The organism is Mesorhizobium sp. LSJC280B00 (assembly GCF_000502835.1).
Classification (GTDB): Bacteria; Pseudomonadota; Alphaproteobacteria; order Rhizobiales; family Rhizobiaceae; genus Mesorhizobium.
Genome location: NZ_AYVL01000003.1, coordinates 257,839 through 282,032, shown reverse-complemented (window position 1 = coordinate 282,032; position 24,194 = coordinate 257,839). Strand labels below are relative to the sequence as shown.

26 protein-coding genes and 1 pseudogene are annotated in these 24,194 nt (G+C 61.5%); 19 read left to right on the top strand and 8 right to left on the bottom strand.

What is annotated here, in order from left to right; genetic code table 11:
• Positions 1-14: 14 nt before the first annotated feature.
• The 3 genes from X773_RS46065 to X773_RS46060 are packed head-to-tail and all read right to left on the bottom strand — an operon-like array spanning position 15 to position 2,126.
• On the bottom strand, positions 15-389 hold the full coding sequence (locus tag X773_RS46065) for a hypothetical protein (RefSeq protein ID WP_156937295.1): 375 nt from the start codon (positions 387-389) through the stop codon (positions 15-17).
• Positions 380-586 carry a hypothetical protein gene (locus X773_RS76245; RefSeq protein WP_156937294.1) on the bottom strand — a complete coding sequence of 69 codons (207 nt, stop codon included), beginning with the start codon at positions 584-586 and terminating at the stop codon, positions 380-382. The genes X773_RS46065 and X773_RS76245 overlap by 10 nt, the downstream gene beginning before the upstream one ends.
• 7 nt (positions 587-593) lie before the next feature.
• Positions 594-2,126, bottom strand: coding sequence for an acyl-CoA carboxylase subunit beta (locus X773_RS46060; RefSeq protein WP_023675110.1), 1,533 nt, complete (start codon positions 2,124-2,126; stop codon positions 594-596).
• 387 nt (positions 2,127-2,513) lie between these two features.
• Between X773_RS46060 and X773_RS46055 the strand changes: the two genes are divergently transcribed.
• Positions 2,514-3,932, top strand: a complete 1,419-nt coding sequence (locus X773_RS46055; RefSeq protein ID WP_023675109.1) for a DEAD/DEAH box helicase — start codon at positions 2,514-2,516, stop codon at positions 3,930-3,932.
• Between the two features lie 102 nt (positions 3,933-4,034).
• Here X773_RS46055 and X773_RS76240 read toward each other — a convergent pair.
• Together X773_RS76240 and X773_RS46050 are read right to left on the bottom strand one after the other, a co-directional pair.
• A pseudogene (locus tag X773_RS76240) lies at positions 4,035-4,190 on the bottom strand (alpha/beta hydrolase); the annotation flags it as partial.
• A gap of 25 nt (positions 4,191-4,215) precedes the next feature.
• Positions 4,216-5,037 (bottom strand): SDR family oxidoreductase, encoded by an 822-nt coding sequence (locus X773_RS46050; protein WP_023675107.1) that lies wholly within the window; start codon positions 5,035-5,037, stop codon positions 4,216-4,218.
• 215 nt (positions 5,038-5,252) lie between these two features.
• On the opposite strand from X773_RS46050, the gene X773_RS46045 reads away from it, so the two are divergent.
• The 6 genes from X773_RS46045 to X773_RS46020 all read left to right on the top strand — a co-directional run bounded on the left by X773_RS46045 (position 5,253) and on the right by X773_RS46020 (position 9,988).
• Positions 5,253-6,287, top strand: a complete 1,035-nt coding sequence (locus X773_RS46045) for a cysteine synthase A (protein WP_023675106.1) — start codon at positions 5,253-5,255, stop codon at positions 6,285-6,287.
• Positions 6,287-7,030, top strand: coding sequence for an alanyl-tRNA editing protein (locus X773_RS46040; RefSeq protein ID WP_023675105.1), 744 nt, complete (start codon positions 6,287-6,289; stop codon positions 7,028-7,030). The genes X773_RS46045 and X773_RS46040 overlap by 1 nt, the downstream gene beginning before the upstream one ends.
• A gap of 35 nt (positions 7,031-7,065) precedes the next feature.
• Positions 7,066-7,917, top strand: a complete 852-nt coding sequence (gene sseA / locus X773_RS46035; protein WP_023675104.1) for a 3-mercaptopyruvate sulfurtransferase — start codon at positions 7,066-7,068, stop codon at positions 7,915-7,917.
• Positions 7,918-7,922: 5 nt separating this feature from the next.
• Positions 7,923-8,486 (top strand): GNAT family N-acetyltransferase, encoded by a 564-nt coding sequence (locus tag X773_RS46030; RefSeq protein WP_023675103.1) that lies wholly within the window; start codon positions 7,923-7,925, stop codon positions 8,484-8,486.
• Between the two features lie 150 nt (positions 8,487-8,636).
• On the top strand, positions 8,637-9,443 hold the full coding sequence (dapB, locus tag X773_RS46025; RefSeq protein ID WP_023675102.1) for a 4-hydroxy-tetrahydrodipicolinate reductase: 807 nt from the start codon (positions 8,637-8,639) through the stop codon (positions 9,441-9,443).
• A gap of 77 nt (positions 9,444-9,520) precedes the next feature.
• Positions 9,521-9,988 (top strand): DUF1203 domain-containing protein, encoded by a 468-nt coding sequence (locus tag X773_RS46020; protein ID WP_023675101.1) that lies wholly within the window; start codon positions 9,521-9,523, stop codon positions 9,986-9,988.
• 248 nt (positions 9,989-10,236) lie between these two features.
• Here X773_RS46020 and ald read toward each other — a convergent pair whose 3' ends face one another.
• Positions 10,237-11,352 (bottom strand): alanine dehydrogenase, encoded by a 1,116-nt coding sequence (gene ald / locus X773_RS46015; RefSeq protein WP_023675100.1) that lies wholly within the window; start codon positions 11,350-11,352, stop codon positions 10,237-10,239.
• 156 nt (positions 11,353-11,508) lie between these two features.
• Between ald and X773_RS46010 the strand changes: the two genes are divergently transcribed.
• The gene (locus tag X773_RS46010; protein WP_023675099.1) at positions 11,509-11,982 is read left to right on the top strand and encodes an Lrp/AsnC family transcriptional regulator; all 474 of its coding nucleotides are present in this window, start codon (positions 11,509-11,511) and stop codon (positions 11,980-11,982) included.
• Between the two features lie 13 nt (positions 11,983-11,995).
• Here X773_RS46010 and X773_RS46005 read toward each other — a convergent pair whose 3' ends face one another.
• The gene (locus X773_RS46005; protein WP_023675098.1) at positions 11,996-12,652 is read right to left on the bottom strand and encodes a 5-formyltetrahydrofolate cyclo-ligase; all 657 of its coding nucleotides are present in this window, start codon (positions 12,650-12,652) and stop codon (positions 11,996-11,998) included.
• Between the two features lie 180 nt (positions 12,653-12,832).
• Here X773_RS46005 and X773_RS46000 point away from each other — a divergent pair, with 180 nt between their 5' ends.
• The 7 genes from X773_RS46000 to X773_RS45975 all read left to right on the top strand — a co-directional run bounded on the left by X773_RS46000 (position 12,833) and on the right by X773_RS45975 (position 19,422).
• Positions 12,833-14,098, top strand: a complete 1,266-nt coding sequence (locus X773_RS46000; RefSeq protein ID WP_023675097.1) for an NAD(P)/FAD-dependent oxidoreductase — start codon at positions 12,833-12,835, stop codon at positions 14,096-14,098.
• A gap of 131 nt (positions 14,099-14,229) precedes the next feature.
• The gene (locus X773_RS45995) at positions 14,230-16,209 is read left to right on the top strand and encodes a bifunctional 2',3'-cyclic-nucleotide 2'-phosphodiesterase/3'-nucleotidase (RefSeq protein ID WP_023675096.1); all 1,980 of its coding nucleotides are present in this window, start codon (positions 14,230-14,232) and stop codon (positions 16,207-16,209) included.
• A 368-nt stretch (positions 16,210-16,577) separates the two neighbouring features.
• The gene (locus tag X773_RS78950; RefSeq protein ID WP_023675095.1) at positions 16,578-16,712 is read left to right on the top strand and encodes a hypothetical protein; all 135 of its coding nucleotides are present in this window, start codon (positions 16,578-16,580) and stop codon (positions 16,710-16,712) included.
• Positions 16,713-16,814: 102 nt separating this feature from the next.
• Entirely contained in the window at positions 16,815-17,102 is a 288-nt protein-coding gene (locus X773_RS45990; RefSeq protein ID WP_023675094.1) for a Dabb family protein, read from the top strand.
• Between the two features lie 96 nt (positions 17,103-17,198).
• Positions 17,199-18,086, top strand: a complete 888-nt coding sequence (locus tag X773_RS45985) for a VOC family protein (protein ID WP_023675093.1) — start codon at positions 17,199-17,201, stop codon at positions 18,084-18,086.
• The gene (kdsA, locus tag X773_RS45980) at positions 18,083-18,934 is read left to right on the top strand and encodes a 3-deoxy-8-phosphooctulonate synthase (RefSeq protein ID WP_031211318.1); all 852 of its coding nucleotides are present in this window, start codon (positions 18,083-18,085) and stop codon (positions 18,932-18,934) included. The genes X773_RS45985 and kdsA overlap by 4 nt, the downstream gene beginning before the upstream one ends.
• 122 nt (positions 18,935-19,056) lie before the next feature.
• Positions 19,057-19,422, top strand: a complete 366-nt coding sequence (locus tag X773_RS45975; RefSeq protein ID WP_023675091.1) for a PRC-barrel domain-containing protein — start codon at positions 19,057-19,059, stop codon at positions 19,420-19,422.
• A gap of 76 nt (positions 19,423-19,498) precedes the next feature.
• Here the strand turns inward: X773_RS45975 and X773_RS78945 are convergent, their stop codons facing one another.
• Positions 19,499-19,621 (bottom strand): hypothetical protein, encoded by a 123-nt coding sequence (locus tag X773_RS78945; protein ID WP_023675090.1) that lies wholly within the window; start codon positions 19,619-19,621, stop codon positions 19,499-19,501.
• A 203-nt stretch (positions 19,622-19,824) separates the two neighbouring features.
• Here X773_RS78945 and eno point away from each other — a divergent pair, with 203 nt between their 5' ends.
• From eno to X773_RS45955, 4 genes are all read left to right on the top strand, one after another.
• On the top strand, positions 19,825-21,099 hold the full coding sequence (gene eno, locus X773_RS45970) for a phosphopyruvate hydratase (RefSeq protein WP_023675089.1): 1,275 nt from the start codon (positions 19,825-19,827) through the stop codon (positions 21,097-21,099).
• A gap of 134 nt (positions 21,100-21,233) precedes the next feature.
• Complete coding sequence (locus X773_RS45965; RefSeq protein ID WP_023675088.1) at positions 21,234-21,554, top strand: septum formation initiator family protein; 321 nt, start codon at positions 21,234-21,236, stop codon at positions 21,552-21,554.
• 222 nt (positions 21,555-21,776) lie between these two features.
• Positions 21,777-22,766, top strand: a complete 990-nt coding sequence (gene pdhA, locus X773_RS45960; protein WP_245274631.1) for a pyruvate dehydrogenase (acetyl-transferring) E1 component subunit alpha — start codon at positions 21,777-21,779, stop codon at positions 22,764-22,766.
• A 15-nt stretch (positions 22,767-22,781) separates the two neighbouring features.
• Complete coding sequence (locus tag X773_RS45955) at positions 22,782-24,185, top strand: pyruvate dehydrogenase complex E1 component subunit beta (protein ID WP_023675086.1); 1,404 nt, start codon at positions 22,782-22,784, stop codon at positions 24,183-24,185.
• The last annotated feature ends 9 nt before the right edge of the window (positions 24,186-24,194 follow it).

Here is a 24,194-nt window from a genome sequence, read left to right as displayed (position 1 = left end):
TTTCAGGTGGATAGCTATCGATCGAGATAGTCGGCGATCTTCGATGTCCATTCGCCGTCGAAATGGCGGACATGTTCGGCGACGATCTCATCGCTCAGCAGGCTCGACAAGGCGGAAACCAGAACTGGTTCTATCTCTGGAGCCGAGCTAAATCCAAGAGCAGTCAAACGTTCGGACCAGGGCGGATGATCCGCGCTTTCGTTATCTGGCGCGTCCCAGGCCTTTTGCGCATATTCTTGCAGGATGGGAAGCCTCGACAGGTGACTGGCGGCCGCCAGAACTCTTTCAAGTGGTGGACGAGGCGGTACCATGGTGCCAAGCAGTTCACGTTTAAGCGGAATATACACTTGGTCATCGAAGAATGCACTGGCAGCACCGATCAGCAGCATGGCGCGCGCCGTTTCATATGCATCGCCGGACATCGCTGCATGACGATCTGCGTAAATTTCCGCCCGCCGCGAACAGCGAGCGGATAGCAATCGAGGAACCAGAACCACAGGAGTATTGGGCAAAACAGCGGCATGGCGAAGAGCAGGATGGCAAACCTGCCGAAACGCGCTCCTACATAGAGGACCAGGCGCGACATCAACCCCTCACAGCGGAATGTTGTCGTGCTTCTTCCAGGGGTTTTGCATATCCTTGTTGCGCAGCATCCTGAGCGCGCGGGCGATGCGGCGGCGGGTCGAATGCGGCATGATCACCTCGTCGACATAGCCACGCTCGGCGGCAACGAAGGGGGACAGGAAGCGATCCTCGTAAGCTTTTGTATGTGCCGCGATCTTTTCCGCGTCGCCGATGTCCTTGCGGTAGATGATCTCGACCGCGCCCCTGGCGCCCATCACCGCGATCTGCGCCGTCGGCCAGGCATAGTTCATGTCGCCGCGCAGATGCTTCGAGGCCATCACATCATAGGCGCCGCCATAGGCCTTTCTGGTGATGACGGTGATCTTTGGCACGGTCGCTTCGGCATAGGCGAACAGAAGCTTGGCGCCGTGCTTGATCAACCCACCATATTCCTGCGCGGTGCCGGGCAGGAAGCCCGGCACGTCGACGAAGGTGACGATCGGGATCGAGAAGCAGTCGCAGAATCGCACGAAACGAGCCGCCTTGCGGCTGGCATCCGAATCGAGCACGCCGGCCAGCACCATCGGCTGGTTGGCGACGAAGCCGACGGTGCGGCCCTCGATACGGCCGAAGCCGGTGACGATGTTTTTCGCAAAATTCTGCTGGATCTCGAAGAAGTCACCCTCGTCGGCAACTTTAAGGATCAACTCTTTGATGTCGTAGGGTTTGTTGGCATTGTCGGGGATCAGCCTGTCGAGCGACAGATCGTGTTCGGTGACCGACTGGTAGCATTCGATCTCGGGAATTTCCGCCGTGTTGGAAGCCGGCAGCAGATCGACCAGCCGGCGCATCTGCAGCAGCGCCTCGACGTCATTGTCGTAGGCTCCGTCGGCGATCGAGGACTTCGTCGTGTGGATAGAAGCGCCGCCGAGGCTTTCGGCGGTGACCGTCTCGTTGGTGACGGTCTTCACCACATCCGGCCCGGTGACGAACATGTAGGAGGTTTCGCGAACCATGAAGATGAAGTCAGTCATCGCCGGCGAATAGACATCGCCGCCGGCGCAGGGGCCCATGATCAGTGAAATCTGCGGGATGACGCCAGAGGCCAGTACATTGCGCTGGAAGATCTCGGCATAGCCGCCGAGGGCTGCCACGCCTTCCTGGATGCGGGCGCCGCCGGCGTCGTAGAGGCCGATGATCGGCGCGCGGTTGCGCAGCGCCATCTCCTGCACCTTGACCACCTTTTCGGCATGCGCCTCGGACAGCGAGCCGCCGAACACGGTGAAATCCTTGGCGAAAAGATAGACCGGGCGACCGTTGACGGTGCCCCAGCCGGTAACGACGCCGTCGCCGGCGATCTTGGTTTTCTCCATGCCGAAATCGGTCGAGCGGTGCTCGACATACATGTCGAACTCCTCGAACGAGCCCTCGTCGAGAAAGACGTCTATGCGTTCGCGGGCGGTCAGCTTGCCCTTCTTGTGCTGGGCGTCGATGCGGGCCTGGCCGCCGCCCATGCGGGCGATCTCGCGGCGGCGCTCGAGTTCCTTCAGCACGTCCTTCATGACCGGTCCCCGAAACAGAAAGCTGGATTGTGGTAATCATGCCTGGGGGAGAGCGCAAGCGCCGCTTCCTCATGGCTTTTGTTGCGCTGCAACATCGGACCCCTTGCATTCCGAAGCGAACTGGGCCATATGCGGCCGTATAGGCGCTTGGGCCGGGATAATCCGGCCTTCTCGACGAATGAGACTGGTTGCGTCTGTTTTCCCTCTTCCCGACAGATCGGCAAGGTGGCGAAAAAGCCCCGTGGCATGAAGCCTGCGGGCACGACAGCGCAGCCGTGTGGACGATGACGTCCGCCCGCCTTGTCGTTTCATGACAATTTTCGACGGCAGGTTGCGCCCTGCCGCCATCGATGTTTGCGGCCAGAAGCCGCATGAAAGAAGAATATTTTGACCAATGAGAACATTTTGATCGGTAAGGACACTGGGGAACTGAACGGTTTCGCCGCACTTGGAATTACCGGCGCACTGCTCAAGGCCACCAATGCCGCCGGCTTTACCGATCCGAAGCCGATCCAGGCCCAGGCGATCCCGCCGCAGCTCGAAGGCCGCGACATTTTCGGCATCGCCCAGACCGGCTCGGGCAAGACGGCGGCGTTCGCGCTGCCGATCCTGTCGAAGATCATCGCACTTGGCACCAAGCGCCGGCCGAAGACGGCCCGCGCGCTGATCCTGGCGCCGACACGTGAACTCGCGGTGCAGATCGAGGAGATGATCAAGCTGCTCGCCAAGGGCGCGCATGTATCGACCGCGCTCGTGCTGGGCGGCGTCTCGCGCTTCAGCCAGGTGAAGAAGGTTGCGCCCGGCGTCGACATCCTGATCGCAACGCCCGGTCGGCTGACCGACCTTGTGCGTGAAGGCGACCTGATGCTTGCCGACACCAAATGGCTGGTGCTCGACGAAGGCGACCGCATGCTCGACATGGGCTTCATCAACGACGTGAAGCGCATCGCCAAGGCGACGGCGCCGGACCGTCAGACGGTGCTGTTCTCGGCGACTATGCCGGCCGAGATCGCCGAACTGGCGAAAGGCCTGCTGAAGAACCCGATCCGCGTCGAAGTCGCTCCTCACAGCACCGCGGCAGCCGAGATCGTGCAGGGTGTCGTCTTTGCCCGCACCAAGCAGAAGCGCCAGGTGCTGGCCAACATGCTTGCCGATGAGGCGATGAAGTCCGTCATCATCTTCTCGCGCACCAAGCATGGCGCCGACAGGGTGACCAAGGATCTCGAGCGCGACGGCTTCAAGGCCGCCGTCATCCACGGCAACAAGTCGCAGAATGCCCGTCAGAAGGCACTCAACGATTTCCGTGAGGGTTCGGTGCGCATTCTCGTGGCGACCGACATTGCGGCACGCGGCATCGACGTGCCCGGCATCAGCCATGTGGTGAATTTCGACCTGCCGGACGAGGCGGAGAGCTATGTCCACCGCATCGGCCGCACCGGCCGCAACGGCATGGACGGCATCGCCATCACACTCTGCGACCCGTCTGAAAACAGCAAGCTGCGTCAGGTCGAGCGCATCATCCGCACCAAGCTGCCGATCGTTGCCGACCATCTCGGCAGCCCCGATCCGCAGCGCAATCCCGCCGAGAAGAACGAGCGCAGCTTCGAACCGGCCAATGATCGCAACGACCGCAATGGCCGTCGCGACGGCAGGCGGCCCGGCGGCGCAAACAATGGCTTCGGCAAGAAGCGGTTCGGCGACAAGCCGGCCTTTGCGGGCGAGCGCAAGCCGGAAGGCGCCAAGCCCTTCAAGGGCAATAACAAGCGCCGCTTCGGCGGCAAGCGGCCAGCAGCGCGGGCCGCATAATCTGACCGTGTTGCGGTCGGCCAAGCCTGGCTTGGTCACACACGATTGAAGAGGGCGACCGGAGCGATGCTTCGGTCGCCCTCTTGCTTGGGGGCCTTTGGTTCACTTTACCACCGCCTCGATCCACACGACGATCCGCTGCGCGAGGAAAGCCGTGGTCGATGGCGACAGCGCGTCGCCGGCAATGACGTGGTTGTCCGGGTCGCCGGTATCGTCGGCCGGCATCAATTCATGTGCGGCGCCCCAGCGACCCGCAAGTACGATCGCTCGCCCATCACCGATCCTACTCGACTGGCGGCTTGCGGTCGAAATTCAGCGGCCGCGCATTCCAGCGGGTGACCGTGCTGATCACCCATCGGCAGAACGGCCTCGGCAGCATCCTGAGCAGCTTCAGCGTCCAACTCAGGCGGCGTGGGAAAGTGACTTCGAAGCCGCCGTATTCGATGCCTTGCGCGATGCGGCGCGAGGCCAGATTGACCGGCATCAAGCCCGGCATCGGCAGGAAGTTCTTTTCGGTCAGCCGCGTGTCGACAAAGCCCGGATTAATCACCTGGATGCGGACGTTCATCTTGTCGAAATCGTATTTCAGCGACTCGGCCAGGATATTGACCGCCGCCTTGGTGCCGCCATAGGCGGCGGTGGTGGGCCAGCCGAAATAGGCGGTAACCGAACCGATCAGCACGACATGGCCGCGCGAGCGCACGCGCATGCGTTCGATGACTGGCAGCAGGCCGTTGATGATGCCGAAATAATTGACTTCGAAAGACCGACGGAAATTGCGCGCCACAAGATCCTCGCCCGGCGTTGCGATATAGCTTCCAGCGTTGAACACTGCCAACACGATCGGACCGAGATCTTTCTCGATCGCTGCAACCGTCTTCGCCATGCGTTTTTCGTCGGTCACGTCGCAAGGACAGGCTGCGACACGGCCCGCCATCTGCGCCGTTTCGACGATGAGCGTATCGATCGGATGGTCATCTGGCGCAGTCACCGCGACGACATAGCCCCGAGCGGCAAGATCCTTGGCCAGCGAACGGCCGATACCGCTGCTGCCGCCCGTAATCCAGGCGACGCCATGCTTCGGATTGGCCCGATAGAGTGTCATGTTGCGCCCCGCCGGCTCTTCTTAGCCTGTGCTCTACCGGTGAAGAAATCGAATGAAAAGAGTGCTTTTCGGTACATGGTTGAAATGAATACCGGTCGGGCGCTCCTGGCTGCAGGAATTGCAGTGTGCGAAATGCGACTGGACCAGGCAAATTCTTGCCTTGAAACCGAAGCTTCGGGTTTCTAGGGTTTCGCCGCACCCACAAAGGAATCTCCATGCCCCGTTCTGTGATCGACGTGATCGGCAACACGCCCCTGATCCGCCTCAACAAGGCCTCGGAAGCAACCGGCTGCGAGATCCTGGGCAAGGCCGAATTCATGAATCCCGGGCAGTCGGTAAAGGACCGCGCCGGCCTGTTTATCATCCGCGATGCGGAGCAGCGCGGGCTGCTGCGGCCCGGCGGCGTCATCGTCGAGGGGACGGCCGGAAATACCGGCATCGGATTGACACTGGTTGCCAAGGCGCTCGGCTACCGCACGGTGATCGTCATTCCCGACACCCAGAGCCAGGAGAAGAAGGATACAATCAAACTGCTCGGCGCCGAGCTGATCGAAGTGCCCGCCGTGCCTTACAAGAACCCGAACAACTACGTGAAGCTGTCGGGCCGGCTGGCCGAGCAGATGGCGAAGAGTGAGCCGAACGGCGCGATCTGGGCCAACCAGTTCGACAATGTCGCCAACCGTGACGGCCATATCCGCACCACGGCCGAAGAAATCTGGAACCAGACCGACGGCAAGGTGGATGGTTTCGTGTCGGCGGTCGGTTCCGGCGGCACTCTGGCAGGCGTCGGTTTCGGGCTGAAGGCCAAAAACAACCAGGTCAAGATCGCGCTGGCCGATCCGCTGGGGGCAGCGCTCTATTCCTTCTACACCAGCGGCGAGCTGAAATCCGAGGGCAGTTCGATCACCGAAGGCATCGGGCAGGGGCGGATCACCGCCAACCTCCAAGGCTTTACACCCGATTTTGCCTTCCAGATCCCCGACGAGGACGCGCTGCCGATCGTATTCGACCTGATCCAGGAGGAGGGGCTTTGCGTTGGCGGTTCGACGGGCATCAACATTGCCGGCGCCATTCGCCTGGCGCGCGAGCTAGGCCCCGGCCACACCATCGTGACCATGCTTTGCGACTACGGCACGCGCTACCAGTCGAAGCTGTTCAATCCTGAATTCCTGCGCGAAAAGAAGCTGCCGGTGCCGGGATGGATGGAGCAACAGAGCACGATTTCGGTACCGTTCGAAAGGGTTGCGTGATGGCGCACAAGACCGAAGCGCTGTTTCGTGACGACGCCTATCTGGGGACGGCCGACGCCACCGTCGTCGCAGTCAATGATCGCGGCGGCATCATTCTGGACCGGACGGTGTTTTACGCCACATCGGGCGGGCAGCCGGGCGACACCGGCAGCCTCGAACGCGCCGACGGCACCGGCATAGCGATTGCCGCTACGATCACCGGCGAAACCAAGGACGAGATCATCCATGTGCCGGCGCCGGAGCAGGCAGTTCCAAAGGTGGGCGAGCGCATGAGGCTCGCCATCGACTGGCCGCGGCGGCAGTTGCTGATGCGCATGCATTCTGCCTGCCACCTGCTTACCGTCGTCTGTCCGTTCCCGATCACCGGCGCCGCGGTTTCCGAGGACGACAGCCGTATCGATTTCGACATCCCGGACGCCGGCTTTACCAAGGAAGACGTGACGGCCAGACTGATGGAGCTGGTGCGAGCCGACCACCCGATCTTCACCCGGCTCATTTCCGACGAGGAACTGGCATCCAATCCGGGCTTGGTGAAATCCAAGAATGTGCGGCCCCCGGCCGGCACGGGAAGGATCCGATTGGTCTGCATCGGCGAGAACGCTTCGATCGACAGCCAGCCTTGCGGCGGCACCCATGTAAAGAGCACCAGCGAAATCGGCGAGATCCATATCGGCAAGATCGAGAAGAAGGGCCGCGAGAACCGGCGCTTCCGCATTCGCTTTGGTCCTATGCCGCCAGCCTGATATAGGACTGCGACGGGCGGGACAGGAGAGAAAAGATGGCCGACGACAGTCCTTTCACCATCGATGCCGATTGGTTACAGAAGCGGCTCGGCGAACCCGGCCTGACGATTGTCGACGCGTCCTGGTACCTGCCGGCGCAAAAGCGTGACGCGCGCGCCGAGTACGACGTAGCGCATATTCCAGGCGCCCGCTTCCTCGACCAGGATGCGGTTTCGGACCCCGACGCGGCTCTGCCGCACACGCTGCCGTCGCCGCAGCATTTCGCGCAATATGTCGGCGCGATGGGTATTTCGGCCGATGACACGATTGTTGTCTATGACGGGCCAGGGTTCTTTTCTGCACCGCGCGCCTGGTGGTTGTTTCGCGTCATGGGCGTGTTCCAGGTCTATATACTCGACGGCGGCTTCGATCGTTGGAAAGCCGCCGGACGGCCGGTGACGGCGGAGCCGACGAAGATCGCGCCTTGCGTGTTTTATGCCAACTTCGATGCCGCCCGCGTCGCCAGCCTTGCCGACATGCGCCGGATCGTCGAGACGGGGGAGAGCCAGATCGCCGACGCGCGCTCGCCTGGCCGTTTTGCCGGCACCGAGCCGGAGCCGCGCCCCGGCATCCGCTCCGGCCATATGCCGGGCGCGCACAACGTGCCGTTTTCGGCGCTTTCGGAAAACGGCGAATTGTTGCCGAAGGACAGGCTGCGCAAAGTGATCGAAGGAGCCGGCATCGACCTGTCGAAGCCGGTCGTCACCTCCTGCGGGTCGGGCGTCACCGCGGCAGCCGTCACGCTAGCTTTGGAGACGCTTGGCCATGCCGACAACAGGCTTTATGACGGTTCATGGACCGAATGGGGCGGGCTTTCCGACACGCCTGTCGTGACGGGCAAGGACTGACGGTGATGGAAGACGGATCGCTGGAAGACATCGATGTCACCGTGACGTTTCTCGAAATGCATGTGCCGCCTGCCTATTCGCCGCCGCTGCCGTACAACCGCCAGATCGCGCTGCTCAAGACCAAAGACATTCCCCTGCATTTCTACCGCTATTTGATGGATCGGGTCGGCCGCAAATGGCACTGGGTCAATGTGTTGAGGCTGAGCGACGAGGAGCTTGCGGCGGGCATCCACCGCGAGGACCGCGACATCAGGGTGCTTTATCTGGATGGTGCGCCGGCGGGCTTCTTCGACCTCAAGCCGCATTTGCCGGAGGAAGTGGAACTCGCTTATTTCGGAATGATGGAGCACGCGACCGGGCAAGGCATCGGCCGCTGGTTCCTCGGTGCGGCAATCGCCGCGGCATGGTCGCACGGGCCAAGGCGGATAACCGTGCAGACCTGCACCCTCGATCACCCAGCAGCACTGCCGCTCTATCAAAAACTCGGCTTTACGCCAGTGGCGCAAAAAAAGGAGGTCGTACATCCGATGTCTTTTGCCGAGCGCGCGGCCAGCGTCATGCGGCCCTGATTTTCAGGCCCGTTCATCCGAGCTTCAGCTTGTCTTTGCAACGTCCCAGAGTCTCTGGATCAACACTCAAAGGTGAGCCCGACTTGAATGAGCTTGGCTCTTTCCATATCGCTATCGTCTAAAAACCGATGGGTGATGGAGGATCGCACGATGGCAATACGCGTGGTAATGGCCGGCGCGACCGGCTGGGTCGGCAAAGCGCTGGTTCCGGCGATCGGGGCGCAAGGCGACATGGCGCTGGCCGGGGCTGTATCACGCAGCGGCGCGGGGCAGGATTCCGGTCTGCTGGTTGGTATGCCGGCTAATGGTATTGCCGTTTCGGCCTCGCTGGCCGAGGCGCTGGAGGCGCCGTCGGACGTGCTGGTCGACTTCACCAAGCCGCATGTCGTGAAAGACCATGTGCTGCTCGCCATCGACAACGGGCGGCACACGGTGATCGGCACGTCGGGACTGGGAGCTGCCGACTATGCCGAGATCGACGCCGCGGCGCGCGCCAATGGCGTCGGCGTTGTTGCCGCTGGCAACTTTTCCATCACCGCCACGCTGATGAAGCGGTTTGCACTTATGGCGGCAAAATACGTGCCGGACGTCGAGGTCATCGATTATGCTAGTGCAAAGAAGCCCGACGCGCCCTCCGGAACCGCACGAGAGCTTGCTGAAGCGCTGGCCGACATCCGCAAGGCCTCAACGGCAAAGCCGGTCTCCGAGGTCTCCGGCGTGCCGGCCACACGCGGCGGTGCGGTCGGCGCAGGCGAGGGGGTGCAAGTGCACGCGCTTCGCCTGCCGTCCTACATCCTGTCCTGCGAGGCGCTGTTCGGTCTGCCAGACGAGCGGCTGACCATACGCCACGACGCCGGCTCGTCCGCGGCGCCTTACGTGGCGGGCACGCTGCTCGCCATCAGACGGGTACAGCAGATCAAAGGTCTGGTTCGTGGTCTCGAGGCGCTGATGGATTGATCCATTTCGGCAGGAATCGGGTGGGAAGCTCTGCCTTGCGAGCATAATTTCCGGTCGACGACACCGGAGATTTTGCCATGACGCTAAAATTCAAAGCCTTGCCAACCAATGCTGTCCGGGCACTTCAGCGCGGCGGGCCGGATGCTTATGGCTTGAAGCCAGAGCGGCAACTTTCGGATGGCGACGGCGTGCCTTGCCGTCATTGCTTGAAAAATATTGCTGTGGGAGAAGCCTATCTTGTTTTGGCCTATCGGCCTTTTCCGGAGCTGCAGCCTTATGCCGAAACGGGGCCGATCTTTCTGCATGCGAAAGAATGCGAACGCGCCGCCGAGGGGAAAATGCTTCCCGAAATGCTCGAAAGCAGCGATTACATTGTGCGCGGTTATGGCAAGGACGACCGCATCGTTTACGGCAGCGGCGGCGTCATTCCGACCGACGCAATTGCCGCACGGGCAGAGACGTTGTTCGAACGCGACGACATCGCTTACGTCCACATCCGCTCGGCGCGCAACAATTGCTATCAGTGCCGGATCGACCGCGCGTAACCGGACAGGCTGCACCGGCTTGGGGCTGTCGTACTCCCGTCGCATACAAGCGGTAGAAACACACTGTCGATCGATTTGCCGACCGCGGATGAACCGGCGGGAATTTTCGACAACCGAGGAAGCGGGGCTTTGGCTCCGCTTTTTTGTTGTCCGGTTATTCCGCGCGCCCGACACTTTTCAGTTTTTCGACATAAGAAAAAACCCGTCGGACGAATCCGACGGGCACTGGAGAGGCAGATTCGGACAGCTCAGGCGGCGAGAACGGCCTTCGGCTCGACCAGGTCGTAACCGAGCGCTTCGGCCACTGCGCGATTCGTGATCTTGCCCTTGTGGACGTTCAGCCCGTTGCGCAGATGGTGGTCGTCTACCAGCGCCTTGAGGCCCTTGTCGGCGAGCTGCAGGCCATAATGCAGCGTCGCATTATTGAGCGCGTGGGCCGAGGTGACCGGCACCGCACCCGGCATGTTGGCGACGCAATAGTGGATGACGCCATCGACCTCATAGGTCGGCTCGGCATGGGTGGTGGCGTGCGAGGTCTCGAAGCAGCCGCCCTGGTCGATGGCGACGTCGACCAGCACGGCGCCTTTCTTCATGCCCGACAGCATTTCGCGCGTCACCAGCTTGGGCGCTGCTGCCCCCGGGATCAGCACGGCGCCGACGACGATGTCAGCCGAAAAACATTCTTCCTCCAGCGCCTCGACGGTCGAGTAGCGGGTGTGGACGCGGCCGCCAAAGATGTCGTCGAGCTGACGCAGGCGCGGGATCGAGCGGTCAATGATGGTGACGTCGGCGCCAAGGCCGGCGGCCATCCGTGCAGCATGCAGGCCGACGACGCCGCCGCCGAGCACAGTGACCTTGCCGGGGAGCACGCCGGGCACGCCGCCAAGTAGCACGCCGCGGCCACCATTGGCCTTTTGCAGCGCCGTTGCGCCCGCCTGGATCGACAGGCGGCCGGCGACTTCCGACATCGGTGCTAGCAGCGGCAGACCGCCGCGCTCGTCGGTGACCGTCTCGTAGGCTATCGCGGTCACGCCGGAGGCCAGCAGGCCCTTGGTCTGCTCCGGATCCGGGGCAAGATGCAGATAGGTATAGAGGATCTGGCCGTCGCGGAGCTGAACCCATTCGTTGGGCTGCGGCTCCTTGACCTTCACGATCATGTCAGACTTGGCAAAAACGTCGGCGGCCGTTTTGGCAATCGTGGCGCCGGCGGCGCGATACGCGTTGTCATCGGCGCCGATGCCGGCGCCGGCGCCGGTCTCGATCAGCACTTCATGGCCATGCGCGACATATTCACGGACCGAACCCGGTGTCAGGCCGACGCGGTATTCATGGTTCTTGATTTCCCGGGGGCAACCGACGCGCATCTTTTTCTCCTGATCCGGCCCTTTGGGGCTCGTTCCCTGTCTAGAGATAGTGAACCACGAATCGTTCGGTAAGTGTTTGCGAATGCGCTTGCCAGAGAGGCCACTGTTCGATAATCGTTGCGCAAAACATTAGAATTATCGCAGGAACCCGCAAAAATGCCGCTCGACAGGATTGATATCGCCATTCTCGAGACGCTGCAGAAAGACGGGCGGATACCCAACGCAGCGCTCGCCGAGAAGGTTGGCCTGTCGCAGTCGGCCTGTTCGCGGCGGCTGGACAATCTGGAGAAATCCGGAACCATCCGCGGCTATCACGCACGGCTGTCCAACGCTGCACTTGGGCACCAGATGACGGCGATCGTACATATATCGCTGTCCGGGCAATTCGAGAAGACGTTGTCGGATTTCGAGGCAGCGATAAAGCGCTGCCCGAACGTCCTGTCCTGCCATTTGATGTCGGGCGAATATGACTACATCCTGCGCATCGCGGCAAAGGATCTCGTCGACTACGAACGCATCCACAAGGAGTGGCTGTCGGCAATGCCGCATGTGACGAAGATCAATTCGTCTTTTGCCTTGCGCGAAATCGTCGATCGCACGGCCGTGGGAATGAAGCCTGAACTCGCCTAGGCCCCGAACTCGCCTAGGTGTTGACTGCCTCGGTCACCACACGGTCCATCCGAATGTCGTGCGGCTGCGGGTAGATGGTGACGATGCGCTGCAGTTCGTAGCCGACGCCGATGACCAGCGGTTTGAAGGGCATCGCGGCAAGCGTGCGATCGAAGAAGCCGCCGCCATAACCCAGGCGAAACTGCCCGGGATCGATGCCGACGATCGGCGAAATGACGATGTCGGGCAACACCGGATCACCCTCGGCCGGTATCGGGATATTCCAGACGCCCTTCTCCAGCCGGTCTCCGTGGGTATAGGCGCGAAAGACAAGCGGCCGGTCTTTCTCGACGACGACGGGCAACGCCGTGCGCCCGCCCCGCGCGTTAACGGTTTCCATCCACGGGCGCAGGTCCGGCTCGCCGCGAAACGGCCAGTAGAGGCTGACCATGCGGCCGGCGATGTCGCCGATCACCGCGTCGAGCCCTTCGGCAATGCGCTGCGACATAGCTGCGCGCGTGTCGGCCGAAACGGCAAGGCGGGATACGATCAACCGCTCGCGCTCGGCCTTGCGCCAGCGCCTTACGTCGGTCCAGTCGGATAGCGGCGCTTGGAACTCCGGATCAAGCTCGTGCATAAAACAAGGCGGCGAGGCGTACTGCGCTGAGTCTTCATCTTCATTCCTAGCCATGCTTCACCTGCAATATACTGTTCCGACCAAGTCGTATCCGGGACGTAAGCTATATCCGGGAATGAGTCTGCAGCATGCGTATTCACGACATCAAGAGACGAGTCCCAGGCAGTTGCAGCGCAGGCATTGCTGCACTGCACAAGGATACTTACATCAGCCTTGGCGAGAGGGATGAGTGAGATGAACATAGCCAACCATCACGTCGTCGTCGTAGGCGCCGGTTTCGGCGGCCTCGAATTCACCCGCGCACTTGCCGGCGCGCCGGTGCGCATCACCATGATCGATAGGCGCAATCATCACCTCTTTCAGCCGCTGCTCTACCAGGTGGCGACGACGGCCCTGGCCACCTCCGAAGTGGCTTGGCCGATCCGCCATCTCCTGCGCAGGCGCAAGGACGTGACGACGCTGCTTGCCACTGTGACTGGCATCGACCGCACCGGCAAGCGGGTGCTGCTGCAGGACGGCGGCACGGTCGCTTACGACACGCTGGTGCTGGCCACCGGCGCGCGGCACGCCTATTTCGGCCATGACGAATGGGAGCCATTCGCCCCGGGCCTGAAGACGCTGGAGGACGCCACGACCATTCGACGGCGTATTCTTTTGGCTTTCGAGCAGGCCGAGCGGGAAACCGATCCCGCCCAGCGCCAGGCATTGCTGACGCTGGCGATCGTCGGCGGCGGGCCGACCGGCGTGGAATTGGCCGGCACCATTGCCGAACTGGCGCACGACACGCTGCGCGGCGAGTTCCGCAACATCGACACGCGGCAGACGCGTGTGGTGCTGATTGAGGCCGGCGACCGCGTTCTTGCCAATTTCGCGCCGGAACTCTCTGATTATGCAATGAAGGCGCTCGAACGGCTCGGCGTGACCGTCGAACTCGGCCGCGCGGTTACGCGCTGCGATGCTGAGGGTGTCGTCTTCGGCGACAGGCATTTGCCGGCCAGGACAATTCTGTGGGCGGCGGGCGTAGCCGCTTCGCCAGCCGCCGAATGGCTCGGCGCGGCAGCGGACCGCGCGGGCAGAGTGCTTGTCGAGCCCGACCTCACTGTACCGGGAAACCCGGAGATTTTCGTCATCGGTGACGCAGCGCACGTCCTGCGGCCGGATGGCCGGCTGGTGCCGGGCGTCGCGCCCGCCGCCAAGCAGCAGGGACGGCACGTCGCCACGGCGATCAAGGCAAGGCTTGCCGGTGACGCGACACCGCGTCCTTTCAGCTACAGGCATGACGGCGATTTGGCGACGATAGGCAAGCGCGCCGCCGCGATCGATTTCGGCTGGATCAAGCTCACCGGCCGGCTTGCCTGGTGGCTATGGGGCTTTGCGCATATTTACTTCCTGATCGGCCTTCGTAACCGGCTTGCGGTTTCCCTGAGTTGGCTATGGATATACTTCACCGGTCAGCGCAGCGCGCGGCTGATCACGCAGGGCGACGACGATAAGGGCTGATTGTTCGCTGCCGGACATTCATCGGCGCGTCACCTCCTCTTGATGGAATCGGCTTCTGGACTCGGCTGGATTTCGGCGCGAAGCTTTGCTTCGGGCAGGACTTGTCACGTCGTGGAAGAAAGAGAAAACGAATGTCCCAATTGCGCCACCTCGTCTCACGCCGCGATTTCCTCGCCGGCGTTGCCGCCAGCGGAGCGCTGATCATGCTGCACCCGTTCTCCGCCCGGGCTCAAGCCAATCAGGCGCATCTGAGGATTATGGAGACGACCGACATCCACGTGAATGTGCTGCCTTACGACTACTACGCCGACAAAGCTAACGACACGATGGGGCTGTCGCGAACGGCATCGTTGATTGAAGCTGTGCGCAAGGAAGCCACCAACGCGATGCTGATCGACAATGGCGACCTTCTGCAGGGCAATCCGATGGGCGACTATATTGCCTACGAGAGGGGGATGAAGGACGGCGACCTGCATCCGGTCATGAAGGGCATGAACGTGCTCGGCTATGAATGTTCGACGCTCGGCAACCACGAATTCAACTATGGCCTGTCGTTCATGGACAAGGTGCTGGCCGGCGCCAATTTTCCGTTCGTCTGCGCCAACCTGATCCGCGGCACCGAACTCGCCGCGAACCCGCGCGACGACAAGCTCTATCTCAAGCCCTATGTCATCCTCGACAAGAAGATCAGGGACGGGTCGGGGGCCGAGCAGCCGATCAGGATCGGCATCATCGGCTTCGTGCCGCCGCAGATCATGGTCTGGGACCTGAAAAATCTCGAGGGCAGTGTCAAGACGCGCGACATCGTCGAGGCGGCCAAGGCGTGGGTGCCGCAAATGAAGGAAGAAGGCGCCGACATCGTCATTGCGCTCTCCCATTCCGGCATCTATGTGAAGCAAAGCGACATGATGGAGAATGCCTCCTTCTTCGTTGCCGGTGTCGAAGGTATCGATGCGGTGTTCACCGGCCACCAGCATCTGGTCTTCCCCGGCAAGAAGGACTTTCAGTCACTGGACGCCGTCGATACGGCGAAAGGCACGTTGCAAGGCAAGCCCGCCGTCATGGCCGGCTTCTGGGGCTCGCACATGGGGCTGATCGATCTGTTGCTGGAGCGCGACGGATCGACGTGGAAAATCGTTTCGACGACCTCTGAGGCCAGGCCGATCTTTGAGCGGGTCGACAAGACGAACAAGCCGACCGTCGCGGACGACCACCGCATCGTCGACGCGCTCAAACAGGACCACGAGGCGACGCTTGCCTATGTGCGCCGGCCGGTCGGCAAAACCTCGGCGCCGCTCTATTCCTATTTTGCGCTGGTCGCCGACGATCCATCGGTGCAGATCGTCAGCCAGGCGCAGACCTGGTACTTGAAGGACATCCTGAAGAACACAGAGTGGAAGGATATGCCGCTGTTGTCGGCGGCGGCACCGTTCAAGGCGGGCGGGCGCAACGGCGCCGACTATTACACCGACGTGCCGGTGGGCGATATCGCCATCAAGAACGTCGCCGACCTCTACCTCTATCCAAACACGGTGCGCGCCGTCGAAATCACCGGGGCAGAGGTGAAGGAATGGCTGGAAATGTCGGCCGGCATCTTCAACCGGATCGAACCGGGCAAAGCAAACCAGGCGCTCATCAACACCGACTTCCCGTCTTATAATTTCGACGTGATCGACGGCGTCACCTACCGGATCGACCTGTCGCAGCCACCGAAATATGATTCGAAGGGCGGGCTGGTGAATGCTGGCTCGACCCGCATCATTGACTTGATGTTCGACGGCAAACCAATTGGTCCCAAGCGGAAATTCGTCGTCGCCACCAACAACTACCGAGCCGGCGGCGGCGGCAATTTCCCGGAGATCAATGCCTCGAAGATCATCTACGAAGCGCCCGACACCAACCGCGACGTGATCGTGCGCTATATCGTCAGCGAAGGCACCATCAACCCGTCGGCGGATGCCAACTGGTCGTTTGCGCCACTACCGGGAACCAGCGTCGTGTTCGAGACCGGCGCCAAGGCGAGAGAGTTTATTGCGCAGGTGAAGTCGCTGACGATCGAGCCGGCGGGCGAGGGCGAAGCGGGGTTTTCCAAGTACCGCATCACGCTTTGAGGCAAGGATTTGAGCGTCGGCTCGAAACTGTCTCAGCGTTAAGATACTGTCCCGATACGGCCAATCCGTTTGAGACAGGGGGCCTCTTCAAGCAGGTGGTGCGAAACGCCGCTTGACGGCGGCATGACCAGATCCAGCGCGTCCGTCGAAATCCCACCGGAATAATCGTGTGGCAGTTGGTCGATCGAGGCGGGAAGCGGTCGTCGAAGCCGAGCGGGGTTATCTTTCCAAGGCGCCCTGCAGCGGTAGAGCCATTCTGGCCAGCAAGCATCGCAGCGGACAGACCAAAGGCCGTTAAAATTCGGGGAGGGTCCCAGCAGGGCCGGAATCACTATGGTTGCAAGCATCCATATGCGCTAGTTTTAGCCATGCGTTATGTCATCATCATCACGACCGTCACCTTTTTCCTGATCTGGGACGGCATTTACAACCAAGGCCGCTACCTCGACAGGACCATCAGGGAGGTGACCCGCGTCGTGCACTATGTAACCAGCATGGTGTAGTTTCTCTTCCTCGCCACGGTTCGCCGACGCGACATCCTGCCGATTGACGGCACGCTCCCGCTGACACAAAAGAACGCCGGTCCAACGGTCCAGGAGGCTGGGTTGATCCGGCATATCGTTTTCTTCAGCGCGCGGCGTAAAGCGGACGTCGAGGCAGTGCGTACGGGTCTGCTGGCGCTCGGCGAGATACCCCACTCGCGCCATTTCGAGGTGATGCTCAACACCAAGGTCGACCCGCTCTCGGATGAAATCGATGTGGTCGTCTATGCCGAGTTCGAGGACGAGGCAGCGCTCGCCGCCTACAAGGCGCATCCGCTCTATGCAGAGACCACCAGCCGGGTAAAACCGCTGCGCGAATTGCGTTATTCGGCCGATATCGTGGCAAGTTGACGACCCGCCGTCTCCTACGCGCTGATGTGGTCTTTCCGCTGAGGCGTCGGCCAAGCCCTTGAACGATTTTAAGGAATGAGGCACACCGCGCGGGACATGACCGAGAACACCTCCGCAAGCCCTCATCCGCTCGATCACCTGGTGTTGCCGACCGCGAGCCTCGATGTTGCGCGGGCGCGCTTGACCTTGCTCGGCTTTACCGTTGCGCCGACGGGTATCCATCCCTTCGGAACGGAAAACTGCTGTGTCTTTCTCACCGACGGCACCTATCTCGAGCCGCTCGCGGTCGCTGACCGGCAGGCCGCGGCAACGGCGATCGCGAACCGCAATGTCTTTGTCGTGCGTGATCGCACGTATCGCGAAGAAAACGGCGATGAAGGATTTTCTGCCGTGGCGCTGGGCACCGAAAGCGCCGCCGCGGACCACGCGCGCTACATGGAAGCCGGTCTGTCGGCGGGAGACGCGCTAAGCTTTTCGCGCGCCTTCACCGATGCGACGGGAAAGAGCGACACCGCATCGTTCAAACTGGCCTTCGCGGCTACAGGCAAGGCAACGGACGCTTTTCTCTTCGCCTGCGAGCGGATCAATGCGCCGAACGTCGACCGCACTGCGTTGCAGGCCCACGCTAATGGCGCAACCGGCATTGTCGAAATCGTGGCAGCCAGTGGCGAACCCTTCGAACAACGCAATGTGATTTCGATCGCGGCTGGGATCAAGGCGCAGGGCGGCGGCACTGTCTATGAGCTGCCGAATGCCGTCGTGACCGTTCTGGATCCTGCAGCCTATTCGGCACGCTTCGGCATTCCTGCCGGCGCGCCATCTGAACTCCGCTTTGCTGGGATCGTCTTTTCGGTTAGGCACGGCGACACCGTCGCCAAGCTGCTTGCAGCCAATTCCGTCGAACACCACATGCGCGGCGGTGATATCATCGTGCCGCCGGCGCCAGGGCAGGGCGCAGCCTTCATTTTCCGGGAGATCGCATGAACAATCTCAATCCTCTGATGCCAAATTCTTCCGTTGCGATCGGCAAGGTCATTTTCGGCAACAGCGCGCCCCTGTCGCTGATCGCCGGTCCATGCCAGCTGGAATCGCGGCAGCACGCGTTCGACATGGCCGGTGCACTGAAGGAATTGACGGAACGGCTCGGAATCGGGCTCGTCTACAAGACCAGCTACGACAAGGCCAATCGCACATCGCTTGGCGGCACGCGCGGTGCGGGACTTGAAGCGGCAATGCCGATCTTCGACGACTTGCGCAACAATTTTTCGCTGCCGATCCTGACTGACGTCCACACTGAGGAACAATGCGCGATCGTCGCTCCGCATGCCGATATCCTGCAGATTCCTGCCTTCCTCAGCCGCCAGACCGATTTGCTGATCGCTGCGGCAAGAACCGGCAAGGTGGTGAATGTGAAGAAGGGGCAATTCCTCGCGCCGTGGGACATGAAGAACGTCGTCGCCAAAATCATCGGCTCCGGCAACGCCAATGTCTTGGTCACCGAGCGCGGCGCATCCTTTGGTTACAACACCCTGGTGTCCGACATGCGGGCGCTGCCGATCATGGCCGAGATCGGCGCGCCGGTGATTTTCGATGCCACCCATTCCGTGCAGCAGCCGGGTGGGCAGGGCGGTTCGTCCGGAGGCGACCGGCGCTTTGTCGAGACGCTGGCGCGCGCGGCCGTCGCGGTTGGCGTCGCCGGCGTCTTCATCGAGACGCACCAGGACCCCGACAACGCGCCTTCCGACGGTCCCAACATGGTGCCGCTAAAGGATCTTCCCGCATTGCTTGAACGGCTGATGGCGTTCGATCGCATTGCCAAAAGCGTGGGTTGAACCAGCAGTTGCGCCACAGCAGCGCCGCCAGGAAAACTTTGAAGAATTTCGAACCCGCCTGGAACCTTAGTCCGCGGCCCTCATTGTCAAAATCTAATGTCAACGACGACGAGGAGCACACCATGACGACCCAGACGGGACACACCGAAGCCATCGCCGCTTCGCGGGTTATCGGCACATCGGTCTACAATACGGAAGGCACTCATATCGGCGACATCGAGGATGTCATGCTCGACAAACTGTCGAACGGAATCATGTTTGCCGTGATCGGTTTTGGCGGATTTCTCGGCATCGGCGAGAAATACCACGCCATTCCGTGGGCGAGCCTTGACTATGATGAGAACAAGGGCGGCTATGTCGTGCCGTTCACCAAAGACCAGCTGATGGCCGCTCCTTCCTATTCGATCAACGAGCTGACCGGCGCCGACGGCGAGGCCGCGCGTGACGCCTCATACAACTACTACAAGGTCGAGCCTTACTGGCACTGACCTTACTGGCACTGACTAAGTCTCCTGGAATCAAAAAGGCCCCCGGGAAATCGGGGGCCTTCGATGTGGCGGGATGCTACTGCGCAATCTGCACGGCCGGCAAAGGCGACGATCCCTGCGGGGGTTGCTGATTGTCGCACGACGTCAGGAACGCAGCCGCGATCAGGAACAAACTCACAATACCGCTCAACTGGGACATGGCGAAACTCCTCCTGTTTCGCCCCGCGCGACAACAGCCATAAACCAGAAACCGGCATGCCGCGTATGACAAATGATGACAGCGCTTCGTGCTTCGTGAATCCCGTAGCGCACGGGCAATATTTGCAAGTGCCCCGATTGCGTTTTGCGGCGCTTTGGCTAAGAGGTGCGCGACGCTTCAATCGATCAATCGGGGACATCGCAATGACGGCCATCATCGACATTGTCGGGCGTGAAATCCTGGACAGCCGCGGAAATCCGACCGTCGAGGTCGACGTCGTGCTCGAAGACGGCTCGATGGGTCGCGCCGCGGTGCCGTCCGGCGCCTCGACCGGCGCGCATGAGGCGGTCGAACTGCGCGATGGCGGCCCCCGCTATCTCGGCAAGGGCGTGCTCACGGCGGTCGAGGCGGTGAACGGCGAGCTGTTCGAGGCGATCGGCGGCATGGAGGCAGAGAATCAGATCCATATCGACCAGACCATGATCGAGCTCGATGGTACGCCCAACAAGAGCCGGCTCGGCGCCAATGCCATCCTCGGCGTGTCGCTGGCTGTGGCCAAGGCCGCGGCCGAAGCGGCCGACCTGCCGCTCTATCGTTATGTCGGCGGCACCAAGGCCCATGTGCTGCCGGTGCCTATGATGAACATCATCAATGGCGGCGCGCATGCCGACAACCCGATCGATTTCCAGGAATTCATGATCCTGCCGATCGGCGCGCCGACGCTGCGCGACGGCGTGCGCTGGGGCTCGGAGATCTTTCATACGCTGCGAAAGAAGCTGAAGGACGCCGGCCATAACACCAATGTCGGCGACGAGGGCGGCTTTGCCCCCAACCTGAAGAGCGCGCCGGCCGCGCTCGACTTCATCATGGAATCGATCGAGCAGGCTGGCTTCAAGCCCGGCGAGGAGGTTGCGCTAGGCCTCGACTGCGCGGCGACCGAATTCTTCAAGGATGGCAACTACGTCTATGAAGGCGAGAGGAAAACCCGCGACCCGAAGGCGCAGGCCAAATATCTAGCCAAACTCGCTGCCGACTACCCGATCATCACCATTGAGGACGGCCTGGCCGAGGATGACTGGGACGGTTGGAAAATACTGACTGATCTCATCGGCAAGCAAACGCAGCTGGTTGGCGACGATCTGTTCGTCACCAACACGGCGCGGCTGCGCGACGGCATCCGCATGGGTGTCGCCAATTCGATCCTGGTCAAGGTCAACCAGATCGGCTCGCTTACCGAAACGCTCGACGCCGTCGAGACCGCGCACAAGGCCGGCTATACCGCGGTGATGTCGCACCGCTCGGGCGAGACCGAGGATTCGACCATCGCCGACCTCGCCGTTGCCACCAATTGCGGGCAGATCAAGACGGGCTCGCTGTCGCGCTCGGATCGCATGGCCAAGTACAACCAGCTTATCCGCATTGAGGAGGAGCTCGGCAAGCAGGCGCGATATGCCGGCAAGTCGATCGTGAAAAGCTGATTTCGAGAGAAAATCCGTGGCGACGAGGGCGGGGACATTCCCGCCCTTTTTTGCTTCCAGGCTCTGAATCCAACAGGCTGTAACCGTCCATTAAGCACAATCGGGCGACAAAGGCGGCGTAGAGGATTCGGACCATGTGGACACGCCAGCACAAGCAAAGAAACACCGGCCGGCTGATCATCCCCTCGCTCTGCGTGGTGTTCCTGACTTATTTCGGTTTCCATGCCTATCATGGCGAGTTCGGCATCTATTCCAAGTATCAGCTCGAAGCTGAGACTGCCGAATTGCAGGGCAGGCTCGATGCCGTCAGGGCGCGCCGGATCGATCTCGAGCGCCGCGTTCAGCTGATGCATGAGGGCACGCTGGAGAAGGACATGCTGGACGAGCAGGCGCGCAAGGCGCTTAATCTGTCCCACGCCGACGAGATCACCATCATGCTGCCGGTCGCAAGATAACCTGATCTCAGTTAATCAGCGATATTTGCAATGATTTTAATTGCTTAGATGCATGACAGCCATGCGTTTTCGGCATGGCGAAAGCCTTCCCTGCATGTTAGCCTGCCTCAAATCGGTGGGAGAACTGATCTCCCTCGCTGTCCGCCAAGAGACGCCAACAGGGAGTGATGCATGGCCACCGCCACCAGAAAAGCGCCTGCCAAATCCAAATCAGACGGCAAGATGCCGGGCCTTTCCACCCCGAAGCCTGTTGAATTCACCAAAGACCAGGAGCTTGCCGCCTACCGGCACATGCTGCTCATCCGCCGCTTCGAGGAAAAGGCCGGCCAGCTTTACGGAATGGGCTTCATCGGCGGTTTCTGCCACCTCTACATCGGCCAGGAAGCGGTCGTTACCGGCATGAAGATGGCGCTGATCGACGGCGACCAGATGATCACCGCCTATCGCGACCATGGTCATATGCTGGCCATGGAGTTGTCACCGCGCGGCGTCATGGCCGAACTGACCGGGCGCCGTAGCGGCCTGTCGAGAGGCAAGGGCGGCTCCATGCACATGTTCTCCAAGGAGAAGCATTTTTACGGCGGCCACGGCATCGTCGGCGCGCAAGTGTCGCTCGGCACCGGCATTGCCTTCGCCAACCGCTATCGCGGCAACAACAATGTGACGCTGACCTATTTCGGCGATGGCGCGGCGAACCAGGGCCAGGTCTACGAAAGCTTCAACATGGCCTCGCTGTGGAAGCTTCCGGTGATCTACATCATCGAGAACAACCGCTACGCCATGGGCACCTCGGTCTCGCGCTCGTCGGCCGAGACGGATTTCTCGCACCGCGGCGCGTCCTTCAAGATTCCAGGCATCCAGGTCGACGGCATGGATGTGCGCGCTGTAAAGGCAGCCGGCGACCTCGCCGCCGAATGGTGCCGCGCCGGCAACGGGCCGCTCATTCTCGAAATGCAGACCTATCGTTACCGCGGCCATTCGATGTCGGATCCGGCAAAATACCGCTCCAAGGAAGAAGTGCAGAAAATGCGCTCCGAACGTGACCCGATCGAGCAGGTCAAAGCGCGGCTGCTCGACAAGAAATGGGCAAGCGAGGACGAGCTCAAGGCCATCGACAAGGAAGTCCGCGACGTTGTCGCCGACGCCGCAGAATTTGCCCAGAACGACGCGGAGCCGGATCCGTCCGAGCTCTGGACCGACATCGTACTTTAACGAGAGGGCAAGGACATGCCGATCGAAATTCTCATGCCCGCCCTCTCGCCGACCATGGAAGAGGGTAATGTTTCCAAGTGGTTGAAGAAAGAGGGCGACAAGGTCGCGGCGGGTGACGCCATTGCCGAGATTGAGACCGACAAGGCAACGATGGAAGTCGAAGCCGTGGACGACGGCACGCTTGCCAAGATCGTGGTTCCTGCCGGCACCGAAGGTGTCAAGGTCAACACGCTGATCGCTGTGCTGGCCGTCGATGGCGAAGACATCGACGAGGCAGGCGAAGGTATCGGCGAGGAGGCTGTTGAGGCGCAAGCAGCAGCGCCCGCTGCCGCTCCGGCCCCCGCGGCTGCTGCGGCCAAGAGCGAAGCGGCAGCACCTGTTGCCGCTGCGCCCAGGTTGGAAATTGCCGCCGATCCGGACATCCCGGCCGGCACCGAAATGGTCTCGACCACAGTGCGTGAAGCCTTGCGCGACGCAATGGCGGAGGAAATGCGCCGCGACGGCGACGTCTTCGTCATGGGCGAGGAAGTCGCCGAGTACCAGGGCGCCTACAAGATCACACAGGGCCTGTTGCAGGAATTCGGTCCGAGACGCGTGGTCGACACGCCGATCACCGAGCACGGCTTTGCCGGCGTTGGTGTTGGCGCGGCGATGGCCGGCCTGAAGCCGATCGTCGAATTCATGACCTTCAACTTCGCCATGCAGGCGATCGACCAGATCATCAATTCAGCCGCCAAGACGCTCTACATGTCCGGCGGCCAGATGGGCGCCCCGATCGTCTTTCGCGGCCCGAACGGCGCTGCTGCCCGCGTCGCCGCGCAGCATTCGCAGTGCTATGCCGCCTGGTACAGCCATATTCCTGGATTGAAGGTGGTGATGCCTTATACCGCCGCCGACGCCAAGGGTCTGCTCAAGGCGGCGATCCGCGACCCGAACCCGGTCATCTTCCTCGAGAACGAAATCCTCTACGGCCACTCCTTCGACGTGCCGAAGATGGACGATTTCGTGCTGCCGATCGGCAAGGCGCGCATTCACAAATCCGGCAAGGACGTGACCATCGTCTCGTTCGGCATCGGCATGACCTACGCGCTCAAGGCGGAGGCGGAGTTGCGCGGCATGGGCATCGATGCCGAGATCATCGACTTGCGCACCATCCGCCCGCTCGACTTCGACACCATCGTCGCCTCGGTCAAAAAGACCAATCGCCTCGTGGTGGTCGAGGAAGGCTTTCCGCAGAACTCGGTCGGCGACCATATCGCCAATCAGGTCTCGCAGCGCGCCTTCGATTTCCTCGATGCACCGGTCATTACAATTGCCGGCAAGGACGTGCCGATGCCCTATGCGGCGAACCTCGAAAAGCTGGCGCTGCCCAATGTCGGCGAGGTCGTCGAGGCGGTCAAAGCCGTCACGTATCGCTGAGCAGGGCGG